Here is a 17,917-nt window from a genome sequence, read left to right as displayed (position 1 = left end):
TTACATGCGCTTGGCGTCATTCCAGATCACCAACTTTCGCTCGATCAACGACAGCGGCTCCATCGATTCCACACAGCTCACGGCAATTCTCGGCCGCAACGACAGCGGCAAGTCGAACCTGCTGCGTGCGCTGCACAGCCTGAACCCCGCTGAAGGCATAACCGAGCTCAGCCCGATCAAGGACTTTCCGCGGCACCGCCGCCTTGAAGAGTGCCAGGCCGATACACCGGTCATCGCTACACGCTGGGCCCTCGACGAGGGCGAGTGGGCCGAACTGGCGGAGATGCTTCCGCGCGCGGCCAACGTGCGGCACGTCACCGCGGGCCGCGGCTACGGCACGGCGCGCTGGACGGGACTCGAAGGCTTGGCTGAGCTGTCGCTCGACGTGTCGGACATCAAGGGCAAGGTCCGCAAGATCGTGCCGGCTGTAAAGGCCGCGGCCGAGAAAGTCGCCGAGGAAGCAAGGGCGACGCTGGAGCAGGAGGCCGACGCCTTCGACGCCGCAATGATCCTGAGCCCCGACTACATCCGGTGGTCGGAAGGCGCAGTGAAGGCGCTGCAAACCTTGCGCAAGGCGCTGGCCGCTGCGGATGCCGAGCTCAGCGACAAGCAGGAGCAGATGCTGGTCGAGCTCGAGGACATGGCCCGCGCGATTGCCAACGACACGCCGGCGCTCGCGAAGGCAAAGCAGTGGGTGCTCGAGAAGCTGCCCCGCTTCATCTACGTGGATGAGTATCCGGCGCTGCCCGGCCGCCAGAACATTGCCGACTACCTGGTGCGCAAGGGCTGGGGCCAGGCGGCGCCCGAGCAGCAGGGCTTCAAAAAACTCTGCAAGGCGGCCGGGCTCGACCCGCAGCAACTGCAAGACCTGCTGGACAAGAACGACCTGGCCACGCGCAACCAGCTCGTCAATCGCGCGGGCGCCGTCGTCACTTCCGAGATTCGCCGGCTCTGGAAGGACCGCGAGCTCAAGGTGCGCTTCAACCTCGACGGACCGTACATGGACACGCTGGTGTCCGACCCCGACGACGCCTACGAGGTAGAAGTGAACCTCGACGAGCGCAGCCGCGGCTTTCAATGGTTCTTCTCGTTCTACATCACCTTCTTCGCGGACACCAAGGGTGGCCGTGCAGGCGATGCCATCCTGCTGCTGGACGAGCCCGGCCTGCACCTGCATGCGCGCTCGCAGGCCGACTTACTCGAGCACTTCGAGCGGGACTTCGGCAACCAGATCATCTACACCACGCACTCGCCGTTCATGGTGCCGGTTCATCGGCCCGATGCGGTGCGCACGGCCAGCATGGCGCCCTCGACCGGCACCATCGTGAGCAACAAGGCAGAGGGAGATGAGCGCACGCTGTATCCATTGCGGGCCGCGCTCATGCTGAGCCGCATGGTGAACGAGGCCGCTGCACCAGTCGACGAAAGCGCTCTGGCGGCGGTTCCTGTCCAATAGAGCCATGGAACACCTACCGGACGACATTGCAGAGCGGCTGACCGAACTCGAGATCAAGTCGAGTTACGCGGACGATCTGCTGGAGCAACTCAACATGATGATCTACCGCCAACAGCAGCAGATCGACAGCCTGATTCTTCAGGTGACCCAGTTGAAACAGCAGAGCCAGAACGCGGGACAAGAGGGAGCAGCGCGCAGCTTGCGGGACGAGTTGCCGCCGCATTACTGAGAGCCTGTTGTTCAGGGCGGCGCACCCGCCGACGGGGTACCTTTCTCCGCGAATGTCCCCCGCCTTCGGCTCCTCCTTTATTTCGCTGCGCAAGGCACCCCGCCAGCGGGTGCGAGTTCAGAGCGCTGGTTGATCAGCCGTACACCAGCGACGTGCCCCAGTGCACAGGGCATCGGGTGCTCCGCGCAGCGAAATAAAGGAGGAGGGGCGCAGCCCCGGGGACATTCGCGGAGGGGGAGTACCCGGTGGCCTTTGCACACGCCCTGAACAACAGCGCCCTGAACAACAGCGCCAAGACAAGATCAGCCGTGCGAATGCCAGAGCACAGCAAAGAAGTGGCAAGAACTTCCGGCCAGCACGAACAGGTGCCATACAAAGTGCGCAAACCGCACCTTGTTGTCGAACAAAAAGACCACCGCACCCGCCGTATAGAAAAGCCCACCGGCCACGAGCCAACCCAGGCCTGCCGGCGACATGCGTTCGTACAGCGGCACCGCCGCCATCAGCGCCATCCAGCCCATTGCCACATAGAGCCCGGTCGACCACAGCGGATGCTGCAGCCGGTTGAACAGCTTGGCACCCACGCCCAGCGCTGCCGCCGCGCAGATGGCTCCGAACAGCGTCCAGCCCCAGGGCCCGCGCAGCACGCCGAACAGAAACGGCATGTAGCTGCCCGCAATGAACAAGTAGATCGCCGCATGGTCGAGTCGGTTGAACCAGGCCTTGGCCTTGCCGGTAGGCAACGCGTGGTACAGCGTCGAAATGAGATACAGCACGATGGCTGTTCCCGCGAAGAGCGAGGCACCGACGATGCTGGCGGCCTGCCCCCTTTGCGCGGCGCTGTAGACCAGGACAGGCAGCGACGCAATGGCCAGCAGCAGGCCGAGGCCGTGGCTCAGTGCGTTGAAGATCTCTTCCAACGTGGTCTGGCTACGCACTGCGGATGTCGGCTTGCCGGAGTTCATGTCGATTTCGCCTTGCTATTTGACCTGCTGCTTGCCGAGCTTGCGCGCCAGCGTGCGCCGATGCATGCCAAGCCGCCGCGCAGTCTCTGAAATATTGAAGCCGGTTTCGGCGAGCGTCTCGTGAATGCGCTCCCACTCCAGCGTCTTGATCGACGTCGATCGGTTGGTCAACTCTACCTCGGTGGTGCCCGTCGCGCGGCCGAACGCGGCTTCGATGTCGTCGGTGTTGGAAGGCTTTGCCAGATAGTGGCAGGCGCCCAGCTTGATGGCCTCGACTGCGGTGGCAATGCTCGCAAAACCCGTGAGCACCACGATCAGCATCTCGGGGTTGTGCCGGTGCAGCATCTGCACGCACGCCAGGCCGGAGGCTTCGCCGTTGAGCTTCAGGTCGACCACCGCGTAGCCGGGCGAATGGTCTTGCAGCAGCGCTTCGACCTCGTCGGCATTGCTTGCATGCGTAACCGCATAACCACGGCGCTCGAACGAGCGGCCGAGCGTGCGCGCAAAAGCTGCGTCGTCCTCGACGATCAGCAACTGGCGCTCGGCTTCGGCGGGTTCTTCGGTCATGGGCTTTTGGTTCCAGTCATGGCAATGGTGTCGTCGATGGCCTCGTCGTCGTCCTCTTCCTCCAGCACCACGGCCGCGAGCGGAAGCGCAATGGACACGATGGCGCCGCCTTCGGGCCGGTTGCGCACCGCCACCCGGCCTCCGAGCGTGCGGGCCACGTTCACCACCAGGAACAGCCCGAGCCCGCCGCCCGGCCGGCCTTTGCTTGACTGATAGGGCTTGCCGAACTGCTTCAGCATTGCGGGCGGAAAGCCCGGCCCCGCGTCGGTGACCGTGAGCGTCAACGCATCGGCGTCCTGCGCCACTTCCAGGCGCAACCAGTGCGGCGAGGCCTCCAGTGCATTGTCGAGCACGTTGCAGATCATCTGCTTCACGGCCGAGTCGGAAACCATGGGCAGGTCGCGGCCAAAACGGTTGTCGTAGTCGAATTCTTCCACGGGGCGCGTGGTGCGCCATTCTTCAACCAGTTCGTCGAGGAAGGTGCTCACCGTCGTTTCTTCGGACGACTCGCCGCGCGCCTCGCCGGCGGACAGCAGGATGCCGCTCACGATGCTCTTGCAGCGCTGGATCTGCAGTTCCATCTCGGCCACTTCGGTCAGCAGCTCGGGGTCGGAACTGAAATGCGGCAGCCGGCGCCAGTCGCCGAGGATCACCGCCAGCGTGGCAAGCGGCGTGCCCAGCTCGTGTGCGGCGCCCGATGCGAGCAGGCCCATGCGCACGATGTGCTCTTCTTCGGATGCGCGCTGCCGCAGGTCGGCCAGCCGCGCATCGCGCGCGCGCAAGTTGCGGCTGATGCGCGTGATGAACACCACCAGCAGCGCCGCATTGAGCGCAAAGCAGATCAGCATGCCCTGCACATAAGGGCTCCAGAGCCCCCGGTCGTGGTCGAGCGGCAGTGCGAGGGGGCGCGAGAAAAGCGCCAGCCCCGCGAAGCACAGGCCGGTGACAACCACGATGGTCCATGTCGACCATGCCTTGAGCAGCACCGCACCCAGAATGACCTGCAACAAATACAGAAAAACGAACGGATTGGTCGCACCGCCGCTGAGGTAAAGCTGGGCAGTGAGCGTGGCCACATCGACCAGCAGCGCCAGAAACAATTCGCCGTTCGTCACCTTGCGAAGCGTGCGCGAGCGCAGCAGGCTCACCACGTTGAAGAGAGCCAGGCACGCCAGCACCAGCAGCATCTGGTCGAGCGGCAGCCGGATGCCGAAGCCGTAGTGCACGAACAGGATGGTGATCACCTGCCCGATCACCGCAAACCAACGCAGCTGGATCAGCTGCTGCATGTTCTTGTGGCCGGTGGCGTTGTCCAGGCTTGCCACGCCCGCGCGGGGCGCGTGCAGTTCCCCGCCACGGCGGAGACCTCAGTCGGGGCGGCGGTCGTCTTGGCGCTGTCTTCCGTCGGCATGAGAGGCATTGTCGCCGCTGCTGTCGGCTGGGTTGGCGAGCTTGCGGCGGCGGCGATCGTCGCGCCACACGAACCAGGCCGCGCCCGCGACCATCAGCGTCAGGCCGTACCAGGTGATGGCGTAGACAAGATGGCTGTTGGGAAAGGCGATGACCGTGAGCCCCCAGCGGGCCATGCCGGTGCTGCACCCGGGGCGGAGGGCATGGCCTCGGCATCGATGAAGTAGGGCGCCGCATTGCCCAGGCCGCGCGCGGCGGCAATGGCCTGCACGTCGCGCGAGAACCAGCGATCGGCGGCCGGGTCGTTCTTGCGCAGGAACCCGCCCTTGGGCTCGGTGATGCGCAGCAGGCCGGTCACGGCGGTCTCGCCCTTGGGCTCGGTGGCCGTGCGCGACGAGCGCTCGCGTGCCTCGGGCGGCACGAAGCCGCGGTTGACCAGCACCGTGGTGCCATCGGCGGCCTGCAGCGGCGTCAGCACCCAGAAGCCGGCGCCGAGCCGGGTGCTGGCCTGCACCAGGGTTTCCTTGTCGTGCAGAAAAGTGCCGCTGATGCGCAGATGACGGTATTCGTCGGCGGCCGCGTTGATCTGCGGCCAACGGTCTCGTGCTGGGGCTTCAGAGGCCGGGGCGTGCACGCGTTGTTCGACACGGGCGATGAGATCGAGCTTCCAGGCCCTGCGCTCGACCTGCCAGTTGCCGAGTGCGACAAAACCGGCAAAGGCAAGCGCCGCGCAGACCATGAAGATCACCCGCGCGGCCGTGGAGCGCTGCCGTCCGGTCATTGTGTTGCGGGTGCTGTGGTCTGGCGGCAGGGTCGTCGTCAAGGCATGTTCTTCATGTCGTGCACCGACATCGGCATCATGTTGGCGTTCATGTGGTACATGACCCAGAGCGAGCCGGCCAGCGTGATGACGACGAGCACGATGGTGAAGATCAGCGCCAGCATGTTCCATCCGCTTTCGGACTTGGCGTCCATGTGCAGGAAGTAGATCATGTGGACCACGATCTGCACTGCGGCAAAGCCGAGGATGATGAGCGAGGTGGTGTGCGTGTTGACCAGCACCTTGCCCATCACGAGCCAGAACGGAATCGCGGTCAGGATCACAGCCAGCACGAAGCCGGTCATGTAGCCCTTGAAGGTGCTGTGGCTCACGGGGCCATCGTCGTGATGGTCGTCGTGTGCGTGGTGCTCGTGGTGCTCGTGGTGCGCGTCGTGGCCGTGCGCGGCGGCGGTGTTGGTGTGGGCGGTGCTCATGCCATCGATCCCATCAGATAGACGAAGGTGAAGACGCCGATCCACACCACGTCCAGGAAGTGCCAGAACATCGAAAGGCACATCAGGCGGCGGCGGTTGGCGGCGGTGAAGCCGTGCTTGGGCAGCTGGAACATCAGCACGACGAGCCAGATGATGCCGAAGGTCACGTGCAGGCCGTGGGTGCCGACCAGTGCGAAGAACGACGACAGGAACGCGCTGCGCTGCGGGCCCGCGCCTTCATGGATGAGGTGCGCGAACTCGTAGATCTCCAGGCCGATGAAGCCCGCGCCCAGCAGGCCCGTAATGGCCAGCCACACCAGCGTGCCGCCCATGCGCTTCTTCTGCATCTCGAGCATTGAGAAGCCGTAGGTAATGGAAGAGAGCAGCAGCAGCGAGGTGTTGACGGCCACCAGCGGCAGGTCGAACAGGTCGGCGCCCGAGGGGCCGGCTGCGTAGCTGCGGCCCAGCACGCCGTACACCGCGAACAGGCAGGCGAAGATGAGGCAGTCGCTCATCAGGTAGAGCCAGAACCCGAGCAGCGTGCCGTTCTCTGGGTGGTGGTCGTTGCCGACGTGGAACAGCTCGAACACGGGCGGCTTGCCCGTCTGGTCGCTGTGGGCGTGGCCGGCCGCGGGGGAGTGGAGGGCGGTGGTATCAGACATGGGCTGCTGCCAGGAGGCGCGTGCGATCGGCTTCGGTACGGACGACGTCTTCCGCGGGAATGTAGTAGTCGCGCTTGTAGTTGAAGGTGTGGATGATCACGGCGGCCAGCATGGCGACAAAGCCGATGCCCGCCACGAGCCACATCTGCCAGATCAGCGCAAAGCCGCAGACCGCCGCCAGGGCCGCGATGATGAAGCCGGCGCTGGTGTTCTTGGGCATGTGGATGGGCGTGAAGCCTTCGAGCGGGCGGGCGTAGCCGCGGCGCTTCATGTCGGTCCAGGCGTCGTTGTCATGGATGCGCGGCGTGAACGCAAAGTTGTAGGCCGGCGGCGGCGATGAGGTCGACCATTCGAGCGTGCGGCCGTTCCACGGGTCGCCCGTGGTGTCGCGCAGCGAATCGCGGCGCACGAAGCTCACCACCAGCTGGATGAGGAAGGACGCAATGCCCAGCGCGATCAGCACCGCGCCGAAGGCCGCCACCTGGAACCAGAACTGCAGCGACATGTCCTGGAAGTGGCTCATGCGGCGCGTGACGCCCATCAGGCCCAGCACATACAGCGGCATGAACGCGACCCAGAAGCCCACGAGCCAGAACCAGAACGAGCACTTGCCCCAGAACGGATCGAGCTTGTAGCCGAAGGCCTTGGGGAACCAGTAGGTAATACCCGCCAGCATGCCGAACAGCACGCCGCCGATGATCACGTTGTGGAAGTGCGCAATGAGGAACAGGCTGTTGTGCAGCACGAAGTCGGCCGGGGGCACTGCGAGCAGAACGCCCGTCATGCCGCCGATCACGAAGGTGACCATGAAGCCGACGGTCCACATCATGGGCAGCTCGAAGCGGATGCGGCCGCGGTACATGGTGAAGAGCCAGTTGAAGATCTTCGCGCCCGTCGGTATCGAGATGATCATCGTCGTGATGCCGAAGAACGAGTTCACGCTGGCGCCGGAGCCCATGGTGAAGAAGTGGTGCAGCCAGACGAGGTACGACAGGATGGTGATCACGATGGTGGCATACACCATCGAGGCGTAGCCGAAGAGGCGCTTGCCGCTGAAGGTGGACACCACTTCGGAGAAGATGCCGAAGGCCGGCAGGATGAGGATGTACACCTCGGGGTGGCCCCAGATCCAGATCAGGTTCACGTACATCATGGCGTTGCCGCCGAGATCGTTCGTGAAGAAATTGGTGCCGGCATAGCGGTCGAGCGACAGCAGCGCGAGCACGGCGGTGAGCACCGGGAAGGCGGCCACGATGAGCACGTTGGTGCAAAGCGCGGTCCAGGTGAACACAGGCATCTTCATCATGGTCATGCCCGGCGCGCGCATCTTCACGATGGTGGCCAGCAGATTGACGCCCGAGAGCAGGGTACCTACCCCCGCTATCTGCAACGACCATATGTAGTAGTCGACCCCCACGTCGGGGCTGAAGAGAATGCCCGACAGCGGCGGGTAGGCCAGCCAGCCGGTCTTGGCGAATTCGCCCACGAACAGCGACGCCATCACGAGGCCGGCGCCGAAGGTGGTCATCCAGAAGCTGAAGTTGTTCAGGAACGGAAAGGCCACGTCGCGCGCGCCGATCTGCAGCGGCACCACGAAGTTCATGAGACCCGTGACCAGCGGCATGGCCACGAAGAAGATCATGATCACGCCGTGCGCGGTGAAGATCTGGTCGTAGTGGTGCGGCGGCAAAAAGCCGGCGTTGTCGCCGAAGGCAACGGCCTGCTGGGCCCGCATCATGAGCGCGTCGGCAAAGCCGCGCAGCAGCATGACAAGGCCGAGCACGATGTACATGATGCCGATCTTCTTGTGGTCGATGCTGGTGATCCAGTCGCGCCACAGGGTGCCCCAGAGCTTGAAATACGTAATGGCGCCCAGGATGGCCAAGCCGCCCAGCACCACGGCCGCAAAGGTCGCCAGCAGAATGGGCTCGTGGTAGGGAATCGCCTCCCACGTGAGGCGGCCGAAGACAAGCTTCGTCAGGTCAAGGTTTTCGAGCATCGTCATTCTTCGGTGGTGCACATCGCCGTGACGTACTTGCGCGTTGGCGAATTGATGAGGGTGTCAGCCTGCCAGGCCTGCATGGTGGCAATGTTGAACGCGCCGGGCTTGCCCAGCCCGCCACTCGCGTCGATGGCCATCATTTCCTTCATGCACATCTTGTTGCGGTCCACGCACAGGTTGAGGATGGCGTCGTACAGGTCGGGGGCCACCGTGGCGTAGTGCCGCACCGGCTCGCGCTCGCTCGGCACTTCGAGCTTCTTGTACTGCTCGCGCGTGAGTTCGCCGTCCTTGCCCGCCTTGACCTTCTGCACCCACTGGTCGAAGTCGGTGTTGCTCAGGCCGTGGAACTTGAAGCGCATGCCCGAGAAGCCGGCGCCGCTGTAGTTGGCCGAGAAGCCCTCGAACTCGCCGGGCTTGTTGATGACCGCGTGCAGCTTGGTTTCCATGCCCGGCATGGCGTAGATCTGCCCGGCCAGCGCGGGAATGAAGAAGGAGTTCATCACCGAAGAGGCCGTGATCTTGAAAGTGATCGGCCGGTCGACCGGCGCGGCCATTTCGTTCACCGTGGCAAAACCCTGCTCGGGGTAGATGAAGAGCCACTTCCAGTCGAGCGCCACCACTTCGACCACCAGCGGCTTGGCTTCGGCGGGAATCGGGCGCTCGGCGTCGAGCCGGCTGAGCGGCCGGTACGGGTCGAGCGTGTGCGTGCTGATCCAGGTGATGGCGCCCAGCGCGATGATGATCAGGAGCGGCGCGCCCCAGATGGCCAGTTCGAGCTGGGTGGAGTGGTCCCAGTCGGGGCTGTAGTCGGCCTCCTTGTTCGACTGGCGATAGCGCCAGGCAAAGAAGAGCGTCAGCGCGATCACCGGAACGATGATGATCAGCATCAGCACGGTCGAGACAACGATGAGGCGTCCCTGCTGATTGGCGATGTCGCCGGAAGGATTCATGAGCACCGTGTTGCAGCCTGCCAGGAAGGCAAGGGGAAGCAACAGGGACCATCGCCGAAGAGTTTTGAGGGTGGGCATGCCGAAAGAAAGAAGTGCAGGGGCTGCGCAAAGACCCCACAATCTACGATCAAAGGTTGCGCCCCGCTATTGGACGTTTTGTCCTATGGCGGGAATCCCCGTTCGGTGAGACGCTTGGAGCCTCCCTGTTCATGGTCTACCTTTGTCACTGCACGTGACACCCGAATTACAAAACGCAATGACGACGACGTCCAGCATCCTTCCGCAAGGCGCACCGCCGGTGCCGAACACGTCCGAAAACGACGCCCGGCAGGGCGACGGGCATTCCCACATCGCGCCGGGCGAGATCGCCGTCGGCGTGATCATCGGGCGGGCATCGGAGTACTTCGATTTCTTCGTCTACGGCATCGCCTCGGTGCTGGTATTTCCGGCGGTTTTCTTTCCGTTCGAAGCGCGCCTCGAGGGAACCCTCTACGCCTTCGTGGTTTTTTCGTTCGCCTTCATTGCGCGGCCGTTCGGTACCGTCATTTCAATGGCCATCCAGAGGCGGTTCGGGCGAGAGGCCAAGCTGACCATTGCGCTGTTCCTGCTGGGCACCTCCACCGCGGGCATCGCCTTCTTGCCGGGATACGCCAGCATCGGATTCACGTCCATCGTGCTGCTGTCGGTGTTCCGCTTCGCACAGGGCCTGGCGCTCGGCGGCTCGTGGGACGGGCTGCCTTCGCTGCTGGCGCTCAACGCGCCGCAGAACCGTCGCGGCTGGTACGCCATGCTCGGCCAGCTGGGCGCACCGCTCGGCTTCTTTGTGGCCAGCGCACTTTTTGCCTATCTCTACGGCAGCCTGGCGCTCAAGGATTTTCTCGATTGGGGCTGGCGCTACACCTTCTATGTTGCGTTCGCGATCAACGTGGTGGCGCTCTTCGCGCGCCTGCGGCTGGTGGCCACCGAAGAGTATTCGCGGCTGCTCGAAGAGCGCGAGCTGCAGCCCACCAGCGTGGTCGAGCTGACCCGCTCGCAGGGCGCCAACCTGCTGATCGGCGCGTTTGCCGCGCTGGCTAGCTACGCGCTGTTCCACCTGATCACCGTGTTCCCGCTGTCGTGGATCACGCTGTACTCCGACCAGTCGATCACCGAATTCCTGGTGGTGCAGATGATTGGTGCGGTGTTCTGCGCCGGCGGCATCGTGGCTTCGGGCCTGATTGCCGACCGTGTGGGACGGCGTTTCACGCTGGGCGGGCTGGCCGCGATGATCGCGGTGTTCAGCGGCTTTGCGCCCACGCTCCTCGACGGCGGCCGCATCGGGCAGGACATCTTCATCCTGCTGGGCTTCGTGCTGCTGGGGCTCTCGTATGGCCAGGCGGCTGGTGCGGTGACCTCGAACTTCGAGCCCAAGTACCGCTACACCGGCGCGGCCCTCACGGCCGACCTGGCCTGGCTCATCGGCGCGGCTTTTGCGCCGCTGGTGGCGCTGGGGCTGTCGGCGAATTTCGGGCTGGCTTATGTCAGCGTCTACCTGCTGTCCGGTGCGGTCGGCACGCTGGCGGCCCTGGGCTTGAACCGGGCGCTGGTGCGGGACTGATCTCCATCAGACGCCGGTGTTCGAAAAAGGGGCCGGTCGGCCCCTTTTCTGTTTCAGGCGCCGCAGCGCGTGCTGGCTTAGGATTCGCCTCATGTTCACCGCCGCAATTTTCGACATGGACGGGCTGCTCATCGATTCGGAGCGGCCCATCATGGCCGCCTGGATCGAAGCTGCCCGCACGCTCGACATCGAGCTTTCGCACGCGCAGTACCTGCAATGCGTGGGGCTGGCCATGGGCGAGTCGAAGCAGATCCTTGCGGCGCTGCTCGGCGGCGCGGCTGCCTACCAGCACGCGGCATCGCAAGTGACCGCCGCGCTGCGGCTGCAGCGCGCCGATGGCGACCTTCGGCCGCTCTTCCCCATCAAGCCCGGCGCGGCCGAGTTGCTCACTGCCTTGCGCGGACTCGGCACACGCTGTGCGGTTGCATCGTCGTCCACGCGCGGCCAGATCGCGGCCTGCCTGGGCAGCCTCGACGTGCTCCATCATTTCGAGGCCTTCGCGGGCGGCGACGAGGTGGCACGCGCCAAGCCCGATCCGGCGCTGTACCTGCTTGCGGCGGAGCGCCTGGGTGTGGACCCGGCGGAGTGCGTGGCCTTCGAAGACAGCGAGAACGGCGCGAAGGCGGCGCTGGCGGCGGGCCTCAGGGTCGTCATCGTGCCGGACCTCAAGCACCCGCCGGAGTCGATCATCGGGCAGGCGTTTCATGTGCTCGATTCGCTGCACGACGCCATGGCGCATGTGCCGCTGTGGTTTCCCACGCGGGCGCCGGAGCGCGCTTGACCTGCCGGCTCAGAGCACTTCGTCGCGCAGCTGCGGGAACACCTTCGACACCTTGGCGAGCAGGTAGTCGCCGTAGCGGCCGCTGAAGGCGTGCACATTGGCGCGGTCCCAGCGCTCGGCGCTGTCGTCGCGCGCCTCTGCACCCTGCAGCCCTTCGATGCGCTGCACGCGGGCGTCGAAGTTCGGATCGAAGAACAGCGGAAACGAAAGCCGGTCGCGCCCCGAGGTGTTGCGCTTTACCCGGTGCGGGGTCGATTTGTAGAGCCCGCCCGTCATGCGGTCGAGCATGTCGCCGATGTTGCAGACGAACGATCCGGCGATTGGCGGCGCATCGATCCAGCCGCCTGGCGTGTGCACGGCGAGGCCGCCGACCTCGTCCTGGTGCAGGATGGTGAGCAGGCCGTAGTCGGTGTGCTCGCCCACGCCCCATTGCACGTCCAGGCCTTTGGGCACGGGCTGCGAGGGGTAGTTGAAGAGGCGGAACAAGACCAAGGGATCGGCGGTGTAGCGCTCGGCGAAATACGTGGCGGGCAGGCCCAGGCTCAGCGCGATGCCCTCCATCAACCGATGGCCCAGCCGCGTCACGGCCGCCATGTAGTCGAGGATGGTCTCGCGAAATTCCGGTACGTCGGGAAAAAGGTTGGGGCCGTGCACCGGCGTTCTTGCCTGCACCAGCGGGTGCGTGGCAGGCAGTTCGGTGCCCAGGTACAGGCCTTCCTTCCAATCGGGCCGGCCCGAGGTCAGCTCGCCGCCGAGGGGAAAGTAGCCGCGCCACGCGCGCCCGCCGAGGGCCATGCGCCATTGCATCTTGGTTTCCTCGGGCAACTCGAAGAAGCGGTGGCTCAGCACTTCGAGCCGCTGCACCAGCGCCGCATCGACGCCGTGGCCCGTGGCGTAGAAGAAGCCGTGCGCGCGGCACGCGGCGCCGATCTGCGCGGCCACACGGTCGCGTTCAGGCGCGCCGGCCACGAGCGGCGCGACATCGATCAGCGGAAGAGTCTGAATGTCTGTCATGGGCGTGGAGAGCATGTCATGCGCCGCGCGAGAACGGCGAGCGGATGTCCGAAAGAAACTGCTGGGCGCGGGGGTGCTGCGGCCGGTTGAAAAAGTCGTCGGGCGTGGCGCGCTCGAGCACCTTGCCTTCGTCCATGAACAGTACGCGGTCGGCCACCTCGCGCGCAAAGCCCATCTCATGCGTGACGCAGACCATGGTCATGCCGTCGCGCGTGAGATCGCGCATCACCAGCAGCACCTCGCCCACCATCTCGGGATCGAGCGCACTGGTGGGCTCGTCGAACAGCATCAGCGGCGGCTGCATCGCGAGCGCGCGCGCAATGGCCACGCGCTGCTGCTGGCCGCCCGAAAGTTCGCTGGGCCACGCATTCGCCTTGTGCGCCAGGCCCACGCGCTGCAGCAGTGCCATCGCGCGCTCGTCGGCCTCCTTGCGCGTAAGGCCGCGCAGTTGCATCGGCGCCATCGTGCAGTTCTGCAGCACCGTGAGATGCGGAAACAGGTTGAACTGTTGGAACACGAAGCCGATGCGCGAGCGGAACGCATTCACGTCGGTGCCCGGCGCATGGATGTCCTTGCCTTCGATGAAGATGCGGCCCGACTGGATCGGCTCCAGCCGGTTGAAGGTGCGGATCAGCGTCGACTTGCCCGAACCCGAGGGCCCGCACACCACCACCACTTCGCCCTTGTGGATGGTCTCGCTGATGTCGACCAGGGCGTGATAGCTGCCATACCACTTGTTGACGTTCTGAAGTTCGATCATGCGGACACCTTGGGAGCCGTGGCGGGGTCGGCCACGGACATGCCGCGACGCGCGAGGCGACGCTCCAGCCAGTAGGCGAAGCGCGACAGCCCGAAGCAGAGAATGAAATAGGTCCCGCCCAGGATCAGGTAGATCTGGGCCGGCTTGGTGAACACCTGCGTGTTGATCTGCGTGGCGATGAACGACACCTCGGCAAGGCCGATGATGTAGCCGAGCGACGTTTCCTTGATGGTGGAGACGAACTGGTTCACCAGCGAGGGCAGCATGCTGCGCAGGGCCTGCGGCAGCACCACCAGCCGCATCGCGCGGCCGTAGCCCAAGCCCAGCGCACGCGCGGTTTCCATCTGCCCGCGCGGCAGGCCCTGGATGCCGGCGCGCACGATCTCGGCCAGGTAGGCCGCATCGAAGATCACGAGTGCGATCAGCATGGTGGTGAACTGGTCGGTCTTCACGCCCGTCACGCTGGGCAGGAAGAAGTAGGCCCAGAAGATCACCATCAGCAATGGCAGCCCGCGCACGACGAAGACGAAGCCCGTCACCGGCCAGCGCAGCCAGCGCCAAGGGCTCACGCGTGCCAGGCCAAGCACAATGCCCAGCGGCAGCGCGAGCACCAGGCCGCACGACGCGAGCAGCAGCGTGAGCACCAGCCCGCCGAGCGGCCCGTTCGGGTACTGCCCGATGAGGAAGTACACCCAGTAGTCGTTGATGATCTCGAGCATCTGGTCGGCCGCTCTAGATGGTTCTTACCGGAAAGCGGTGGTGGTACCAGGTGGCCAGCCCGGTGATGGCGAGCGACACCGTCAGGTACGCCGCGCTCGCGAACGCGAACGACTCGAAGCTGCGGAAGGTTGCGCTCTCGACCTGCCCGGCCTGGTACATCAGCTCGGCCACGCCGATCACCGTGGCAATCGATGTGTTCTTCCAGAGGCTCAGCGTTTGCGAGATGAGCGGCGGCACCGTCACCCGAAGCGCTTGCGGCAGCACCACCCGGCGCATGGTGTCCATGAAGCCGAAGCCCAGCGCGCGGCCGGCCTCGAACTGCACCGCGGGAATCGCGCGGATGCCGCTGCGGATGTCTTCCGCCATGAAGGCGGCGGTGTAGAGCGCCAGCGCGATGATCGCGCTGTAGGCCTCGATATGGCCCGCGTACAGCCACTGCTTGATGCCTTCGGGCAGCAGCTCGGGCGCGCCGAAGTACCAGAACAGCATGTGCGCGAGCAGCGGAATGTTGCGGATCGACTCTACATACGCAAAGCCGAGCCAGCGCAGGGGCGCGACGGGCGAGAGGCGGAGCAGCGCCACCACCAATGCGATGGGCAGGGCGAGCAGCAAAGAGGCCGCCAGCAACTGCAGCGAGAGCAGCAAGCCCGCGACCAGCATGTCGTGGTACTGGCCGGTGAGCAGCAGCGAATAGTCGAACAGGGGCATGAGGGGCGACAGTATCACCGCCGCAATGGGATTTGCTCCCTCCCCGCTGGGGAGGGTCGGGGTGGGGGCACGACGGCGCTGAATGCGTCGCGCCTGTGCGAAAGCTGTCAGCCCCCATCCCTGCCTTCCCCCAAAGGGGGAAGGAGAAAGACCCGAAGTCAGTCGATCTTGTCGCTCTCGAACTTGAAGTCCCGCGTCTGGAAGCCCGACGCCGTGTTCGGCCCATACCACTTGACGAAGATCTTCTGCGCTTCGCCCGACTTCTCCAGTTCGCGCAGCGTGTCGTCCACCACCGCCTTCAGGCCGCTCTCGCCCTTCTTGATGCCGATGGCCAGCGCCTCGGTGCTCAGGTTCTGCTTGAGCACCACGTACTTGGCCTTCTGCGGGCCGAGCTTGGCGTAGCTGCGCAGCAGCGCGGCCTCGTCGTCCACATAGCCCACGCCCTTGCCCTGCTGCAGCGCCTGGAAGGCCTGCTGGCTGGTGTCGAAGGTCACCACTTCGGCCGTGGGCACGGCCTTGCGGATGTTCGGCTCCTGCGTGCCGCCGCGAATCGTCAGCACCTTCTTGCCGGCGAGCTGCGGCACGTCGGTAATGCCGCTGTCCTTCTTCACGATGGCCTTCTGGCCGGTGACGAAGGTGGTGAGAGAAAAGTCGATCTGCGCCTCGCGCTCCTTGTTGTGCGTGAGGCCCGCAGCCACCAGGTCGACGTGGCCCTGCTGCAGCTCAGGGATGCGCGCGGCCACGGCGATCTGCTTGAGCACCGGCTTGACGCCGATCTTCTTGGCGATGGCGTTCACCAGGTCGACTTCGTAGCCGACGATCTGGCGCGTCTTGGGGTCGATGAAGGTGGCGGGTTCGTCGGTGCCGAGCACGCCGACCACGAGTTCGCCTTTTTTCTTGATGTCGGCAAGCTGGTCCGCATGGGCGGTAACGCCCGTCAGCAGGGCGGAGGCGGCGAGGGCCGCGGCAATGAGGTTCAAGCGCATGTTCTTCTCCTTGGAAAACAGGACGGGACCATATCAATAAAACCGTGGATTATTAAATCCTCAATCGACATATACATATGGGTGCCCGAATGGTCCTGATGCCGGTACTGGAATCGCGAGAATTCAGCCGGCGTGCGGGCCTGGGAGGCTGCTGGAGGGATACTCCCGCCATGCAGATTCACGAAAAGCCCCCCGTCGACACCCCGTTCGAATGGATCGGCGGCGAACCCAAGGTGCAGGCGCTGGTCGACCGCTTCTACGACCTGATGGAGCTCGAACCGGCCTATGCACAGCTGCGCGCGGTGCACGGCATCAGCCTGGACAACGCGCGACAGCGCCTCTTCTGGTTCCTGTGCGGCTGGCTCGGCGGCCCGCAGCACTACACCGACCGCTTCGGCCATCCGATGCTGCGTGCGCGCCATTTGCCGCAGAGCATTGGCGGGCACAGCATCGGCATCAAGGAGCGCGACCAGTGGCTGGCCTGCATGGACCAGGCGATGGGTGAAACCGGCGTGCCCGAGGGGTTGCGCGCCAGGCTGCGCGATTCGTTCTTCCAGACAGCGGACTGGATGCGAAACCGCGGCGAGCAATAAGACAGACAACGACTCCGAAAGAGACTCTCTTCAATGAATTCAATCGTCATCATCGGCGGCGGCCATGCCGCGGCCCAGCTTTGCGCGGGCCTGGCTGAAGCCGGGCAGGGCGCGCGCGTGCACCTGGTTTGCGAGGAAGCCTGCGAGCCGTACCACCGGCCGCCGCTTTCCAAGGCTTTTCTCAAGAGCGCCGAGGAGACCAGGCAGCCGCACAAGGCCGCCGACTGGTACCGCGAAGCCGGCATCACGCTGCACTTGGGCGATGCGGCCGTTGCCATCGACCGCGAGGCGCACACGGTCACGCTGCGTTCGGGCGCTGTCCTGCCATGGGAGCGGCTGGTGCTGGCCACCGGCACCCGTGCACGCCAGATGCCCGACCTGAAACCGGGCCTTGAAAACGTCGCAACCCTGCGCGCCGCCGACGAGGCGCATCGCCTGCGCGAGCGGCTGACTGAAGCCCAGCAGGTCACGGTGCTGGGCGGCGGCTTCATCGGGCTCGAAGTGGCGGCCACCGCCAATGCGCTCGGCAAGCGTGTGCAGGTGATCGAAAGCGCGCCGCGCCTCCTGGGCCGCGCCGTGTCGCCCGAGCTGTCGGCGCATGTGCTCGCGACGCATCGCACGGCGGGCATCGACATCGTGCTTGGTGCGCGTACCGGTGCGTTCGAGGTCGAAGGCGATCGGCTGCTGTCCATTCAGGTCAACGGCGCGAAGCAGCCGGTGGACCTGCTGCTGCTCGGCATCGGGGCTGTGCCCGAGACCGCATTGGCGCAGGCCGCGGGCATCGAGTGCGCGGACGGCATTGTGGTCGACAGCCACATGCAGACCAGCGCGGCCGACGTGCTCGCAGTGGGCGATTGCACGCGCTTCCCTGATCGGCGCGCAGGCCGCGCGCTGCGGCTCGAGTCGGTGCAGAACGCGAACGACCAGGCACGCACGGCCGTGGCCACGTTGACCGGCGCCGCTCGGCCGCATGACGTGGTGCCGTGGTTCTGGTCTGACCAGGGCGGCTTGCGGCTGCAGATGGTCGGCCTGATGCCGGCCGAAGGCACGCCGGGGCTGGCAAGCGTGCGGCGCGCCGGGCCCAAGCCCGATGCGTTCTCGCTGTTCCACTATGTGGATGGACAGCTGGTGTGCGTCGAATCAGTCAATGCGCCGGTCGATCACATGATGTGCCGCAAGCTGCTCGAAGCAGGGCGCAATCCGGATGCAGCGGCGGTGGCGGATGCGTCTGTTCCGCTGAAGAATCACTTGGCGTAAGCCGCC

At 65.2% G+C, this 17,917-nt stretch carries 19 protein-coding genes and 1 pseudogene; 6 read left to right on the top strand and 14 right to left on the bottom strand.

What is annotated here, in order from left to right; genetic code table 11:
• Positions 1-4: 4 nt before the first annotated feature.
• Entirely contained in the window at positions 5-1,456 is a 1,452-nt protein-coding gene (locus M0765_RS03140; RefSeq protein WP_258501986.1) for an AAA family ATPase, read from the top strand.
• 4 nt (positions 1,457-1,460) lie between these two features.
• Positions 1,461-1,685: a SlyX family protein gene (locus M0765_RS03135; RefSeq protein ID WP_258501984.1), complete on the top strand. Its 225-nt coding sequence runs from the start codon at positions 1,461-1,463 to the stop codon at positions 1,683-1,685.
• Positions 1,686-1,987: 302 nt separating this feature from the next.
• Here the strand turns inward: M0765_RS03135 and trhA are convergent, their stop codons facing one another.
• The 9 genes and pseudogenes from trhA to cyoA form a co-directional block, all read right to left on the bottom strand.
• Positions 1,988-2,650 carry a PAQR family membrane homeostasis protein TrhA gene (gene trhA, locus M0765_RS03130; protein ID WP_258501983.1) on the bottom strand — a complete coding sequence of 221 codons (663 nt, stop codon included), beginning with the start codon at positions 2,648-2,650 and terminating at the stop codon, positions 1,988-1,990.
• Between the two features lie 15 nt (positions 2,651-2,665).
• Positions 2,666-3,217 (bottom strand): response regulator transcription factor, encoded by a 552-nt coding sequence (locus tag M0765_RS03125; RefSeq protein ID WP_258501982.1) that lies wholly within the window; start codon positions 3,215-3,217, stop codon positions 2,666-2,668.
• On the bottom strand, positions 3,214-4,542 hold the full coding sequence (locus M0765_RS03120) for an ATP-binding protein (protein ID WP_446751534.1): 1,329 nt from the start codon (positions 4,540-4,542) through the stop codon (positions 3,214-3,216). Before M0765_RS03120 ends, M0765_RS03125 begins: the two co-directional genes overlap by 4 nt.
• Positions 4,543-4,584: 42 nt before the next feature.
• Positions 4,585-5,223 carry an SURF1 family cytochrome oxidase biogenesis protein gene (locus M0765_RS03115; RefSeq protein WP_342456060.1) on the bottom strand — a complete coding sequence of 213 codons (639 nt, stop codon included), beginning with the start codon at positions 5,221-5,223 and terminating at the stop codon, positions 4,585-4,587.
• Positions 5,124-5,366, bottom strand: a pseudogene (locus tag M0765_RS29140) (SURF1 family protein); the annotation flags it as partial. The pseudogene M0765_RS29140 and the gene M0765_RS03115, both read right to left, overlap by 100 nt.
• Before the next feature lie 80 nt (positions 5,367-5,446).
• On the bottom strand, positions 5,447-5,881 hold the full coding sequence (gene cyoD, locus M0765_RS03110; RefSeq protein ID WP_258501981.1) for a cytochrome o ubiquinol oxidase subunit IV: 435 nt from the start codon (positions 5,879-5,881) through the stop codon (positions 5,447-5,449).
• A complete protein-coding gene (gene cyoC / locus M0765_RS03105) occupies positions 5,878-6,543 on the bottom strand; it encodes a cytochrome o ubiquinol oxidase subunit III (RefSeq protein WP_258501979.1) in 666 nt (221 codons plus the stop codon). The genes cyoD and cyoC overlap by 4 nt, the downstream gene beginning before the upstream one ends.
• Positions 6,536-8,548, bottom strand: coding sequence for a cytochrome o ubiquinol oxidase subunit I (cyoB, locus tag M0765_RS03100; protein WP_446751533.1), 2,013 nt, complete (start codon positions 8,546-8,548; stop codon positions 6,536-6,538). The genes cyoC and cyoB overlap by 8 nt, the downstream gene beginning before the upstream one ends.
• The gene (gene cyoA, locus M0765_RS03095) at positions 8,545-9,573 is read right to left on the bottom strand and encodes a ubiquinol oxidase subunit II (RefSeq protein WP_258501975.1); all 1,029 of its coding nucleotides are present in this window, start codon (positions 9,571-9,573) and stop codon (positions 8,545-8,547) included. The genes cyoB and cyoA overlap by 4 nt, the downstream gene beginning before the upstream one ends.
• Before the next feature lie 178 nt (positions 9,574-9,751).
• Here cyoA and M0765_RS03090 point away from each other — a divergent pair, with 178 nt between their 5' ends.
• Both M0765_RS03090 and M0765_RS03085 read left to right on the top strand, forming a co-directional pair.
• Positions 9,752-11,092 (top strand): MFS transporter, encoded by a 1,341-nt coding sequence (locus tag M0765_RS03090; RefSeq protein ID WP_258501973.1) that lies wholly within the window; start codon positions 9,752-9,754, stop codon positions 11,090-11,092.
• A 91-nt stretch (positions 11,093-11,183) separates the two neighbouring features.
• Positions 11,184-11,873 carry an HAD family hydrolase gene (locus M0765_RS03085; protein ID WP_258501972.1) on the top strand — a complete coding sequence of 230 codons (690 nt, stop codon included), beginning with the start codon at positions 11,184-11,186 and terminating at the stop codon, positions 11,871-11,873.
• A gap of 9 nt (positions 11,874-11,882) precedes the next feature.
• On the opposite strand, the gene M0765_RS03080 is transcribed toward M0765_RS03085, so the two are convergent.
• The 5 genes from M0765_RS03080 to M0765_RS03060 all read right to left on the bottom strand — a co-directional run bounded on the left by M0765_RS03080 (position 11,883) and on the right by M0765_RS03060 (position 16,061).
• Positions 11,883-12,887 (bottom strand): isopenicillin N synthase family dioxygenase, encoded by a 1,005-nt coding sequence (locus tag M0765_RS03080; RefSeq protein WP_258501971.1) that lies wholly within the window; start codon positions 12,885-12,887, stop codon positions 11,883-11,885.
• Between the two features lie 16 nt (positions 12,888-12,903).
• Complete coding sequence (locus M0765_RS03075; RefSeq protein ID WP_258501970.1) at positions 12,904-13,647, bottom strand: amino acid ABC transporter ATP-binding protein; 744 nt, start codon at positions 13,645-13,647, stop codon at positions 12,904-12,906.
• On the bottom strand, positions 13,644-14,366 hold the full coding sequence (locus M0765_RS03070; RefSeq protein ID WP_126748454.1) for an amino acid ABC transporter permease: 723 nt from the start codon (positions 14,364-14,366) through the stop codon (positions 13,644-13,646). Before M0765_RS03070 ends, M0765_RS03075 begins: the two co-directional genes overlap by 4 nt.
• A 13-nt stretch (positions 14,367-14,379) precedes the next feature.
• Positions 14,380-15,075, bottom strand: a complete 696-nt coding sequence (locus M0765_RS03065; RefSeq protein ID WP_258501967.1) for an amino acid ABC transporter permease — start codon at positions 15,073-15,075, stop codon at positions 14,380-14,382.
• Between the two features lie 158 nt (positions 15,076-15,233).
• Positions 15,234-16,061: an ABC transporter substrate-binding protein gene (locus tag M0765_RS03060; protein WP_258501965.1), complete on the bottom strand. Its 828-nt coding sequence runs from the start codon at positions 16,059-16,061 to the stop codon at positions 15,234-15,236.
• A gap of 170 nt (positions 16,062-16,231) precedes the next feature.
• Here M0765_RS03060 and M0765_RS03055 point away from each other — a divergent pair, with 170 nt between their 5' ends.
• Together M0765_RS03055 and M0765_RS03050 are read left to right on the top strand one after the other, a co-directional pair.
• Positions 16,232-16,654 (top strand): group II truncated hemoglobin, encoded by a 423-nt coding sequence (locus tag M0765_RS03055; protein WP_258501964.1) that lies wholly within the window; start codon positions 16,232-16,234, stop codon positions 16,652-16,654.
• A 33-nt stretch (positions 16,655-16,687) separates the two neighbouring features.
• Complete coding sequence (locus M0765_RS03050) at positions 16,688-17,911, top strand: NAD(P)/FAD-dependent oxidoreductase (protein ID WP_258501963.1); 1,224 nt, start codon at positions 16,688-16,690, stop codon at positions 17,909-17,911.
• Positions 17,912-17,917 lie beyond the last annotated feature (6 nt).

It is taken from the genome of Variovorax sp. S12S4, assembly GCF_023195515.1.
Classification (GTDB): domain Bacteria; phylum Pseudomonadota; class Gammaproteobacteria; order Burkholderiales; family Burkholderiaceae_C; genus Variovorax.
Note: the sequence above shows the minus strand (reverse complement) of the source record. Positions and strands in the feature narration are given on the sequence as shown.

What these genes read in the sequence shown, in the direction of transcription:
- M0765_RS03065 (WP_258501967.1), bottom strand. Translation starts at nt 15,075, where the DNA reads ATGCCCCTGTTCGACTATTCGCTGCTGCTCACCGGCCAGTACCACGAC.
- M0765_RS03090 (WP_258501973.1), top strand. Translation starts at nt 9,752, where the DNA reads ATGACGACGACGTCCAGCATCCTTCCGCAAGGCGCACCGCCGGTGCCG.
- M0765_RS03050 (WP_258501963.1), top strand. Translation starts at nt 16,688, where the DNA reads ATGAATTCAATCGTCATCATCGGCGGCGGCCATGCCGCGGCCCAGCTT.
- cyoB (WP_446751533.1), bottom strand. Translation starts at nt 8,548, where the DNA reads ATGACGATGCTCGAAAACCTTGACCTGACGAAGCTTGTCTTCGGCCGC.
- M0765_RS03060 (WP_258501965.1), bottom strand. Translation starts at nt 16,061, where the DNA reads ATGCGCTTGAACCTCATTGCCGCGGCCCTCGCCGCCTCCGCCCTGCTG.
- cyoD (WP_258501981.1), bottom strand. Translation starts at nt 5,881, where the DNA reads ATGAGCACCGCCCACACCAACACCGCCGCCGCGCACGGCCACGACGCG.
- M0765_RS03055 (WP_258501964.1), top strand. Translation starts at nt 16,232, where the DNA reads ATGCAGATTCACGAAAAGCCCCCCGTCGACACCCCGTTCGAATGGATC.
- M0765_RS03085 (WP_258501972.1), top strand. Translation starts at nt 11,184, where the DNA reads ATGTTCACCGCCGCAATTTTCGACATGGACGGGCTGCTCATCGATTCG.
- M0765_RS03125 (WP_258501982.1), bottom strand. Translation starts at nt 3,217, where the DNA reads ATGACCGAAGAACCCGCCGAAGCCGAGCGCCAGTTGCTGATCGTCGAG.
- M0765_RS03135 (WP_258501984.1), top strand. Translation starts at nt 1,461, where the DNA reads ATGGAACACCTACCGGACGACATTGCAGAGCGGCTGACCGAACTCGAG.
- M0765_RS03140 (WP_258501986.1), top strand. Translation starts at nt 5, where the DNA reads ATGCGCTTGGCGTCATTCCAGATCACCAACTTTCGCTCGATCAACGAC.
- M0765_RS03080 (WP_258501971.1), bottom strand. Translation starts at nt 12,887, where the DNA reads ATGACAGACATTCAGACTCTTCCGCTGATCGATGTCGCGCCGCTCGTG.
- trhA (WP_258501983.1), bottom strand. Translation starts at nt 2,650, where the DNA reads ATGAACTCCGGCAAGCCGACATCCGCAGTGCGTAGCCAGACCACGTTG.
- M0765_RS03070 (WP_126748454.1), bottom strand. Translation starts at nt 14,366, where the DNA reads ATGCTCGAGATCATCAACGACTACTGGGTGTACTTCCTCATCGGGCAG.
- cyoA (WP_258501975.1), bottom strand. Translation starts at nt 9,573, where the DNA reads ATGCCCACCCTCAAAACTCTTCGGCGATGGTCCCTGTTGCTTCCCCTT.
- M0765_RS03075 (WP_258501970.1), bottom strand. Translation starts at nt 13,647, where the DNA reads ATGATCGAACTTCAGAACGTCAACAAGTGGTATGGCAGCTATCACGCC.
- cyoC (WP_258501979.1), bottom strand. Translation starts at nt 6,543, where the DNA reads ATGTCTGATACCACCGCCCTCCACTCCCCCGCGGCCGGCCACGCCCAC.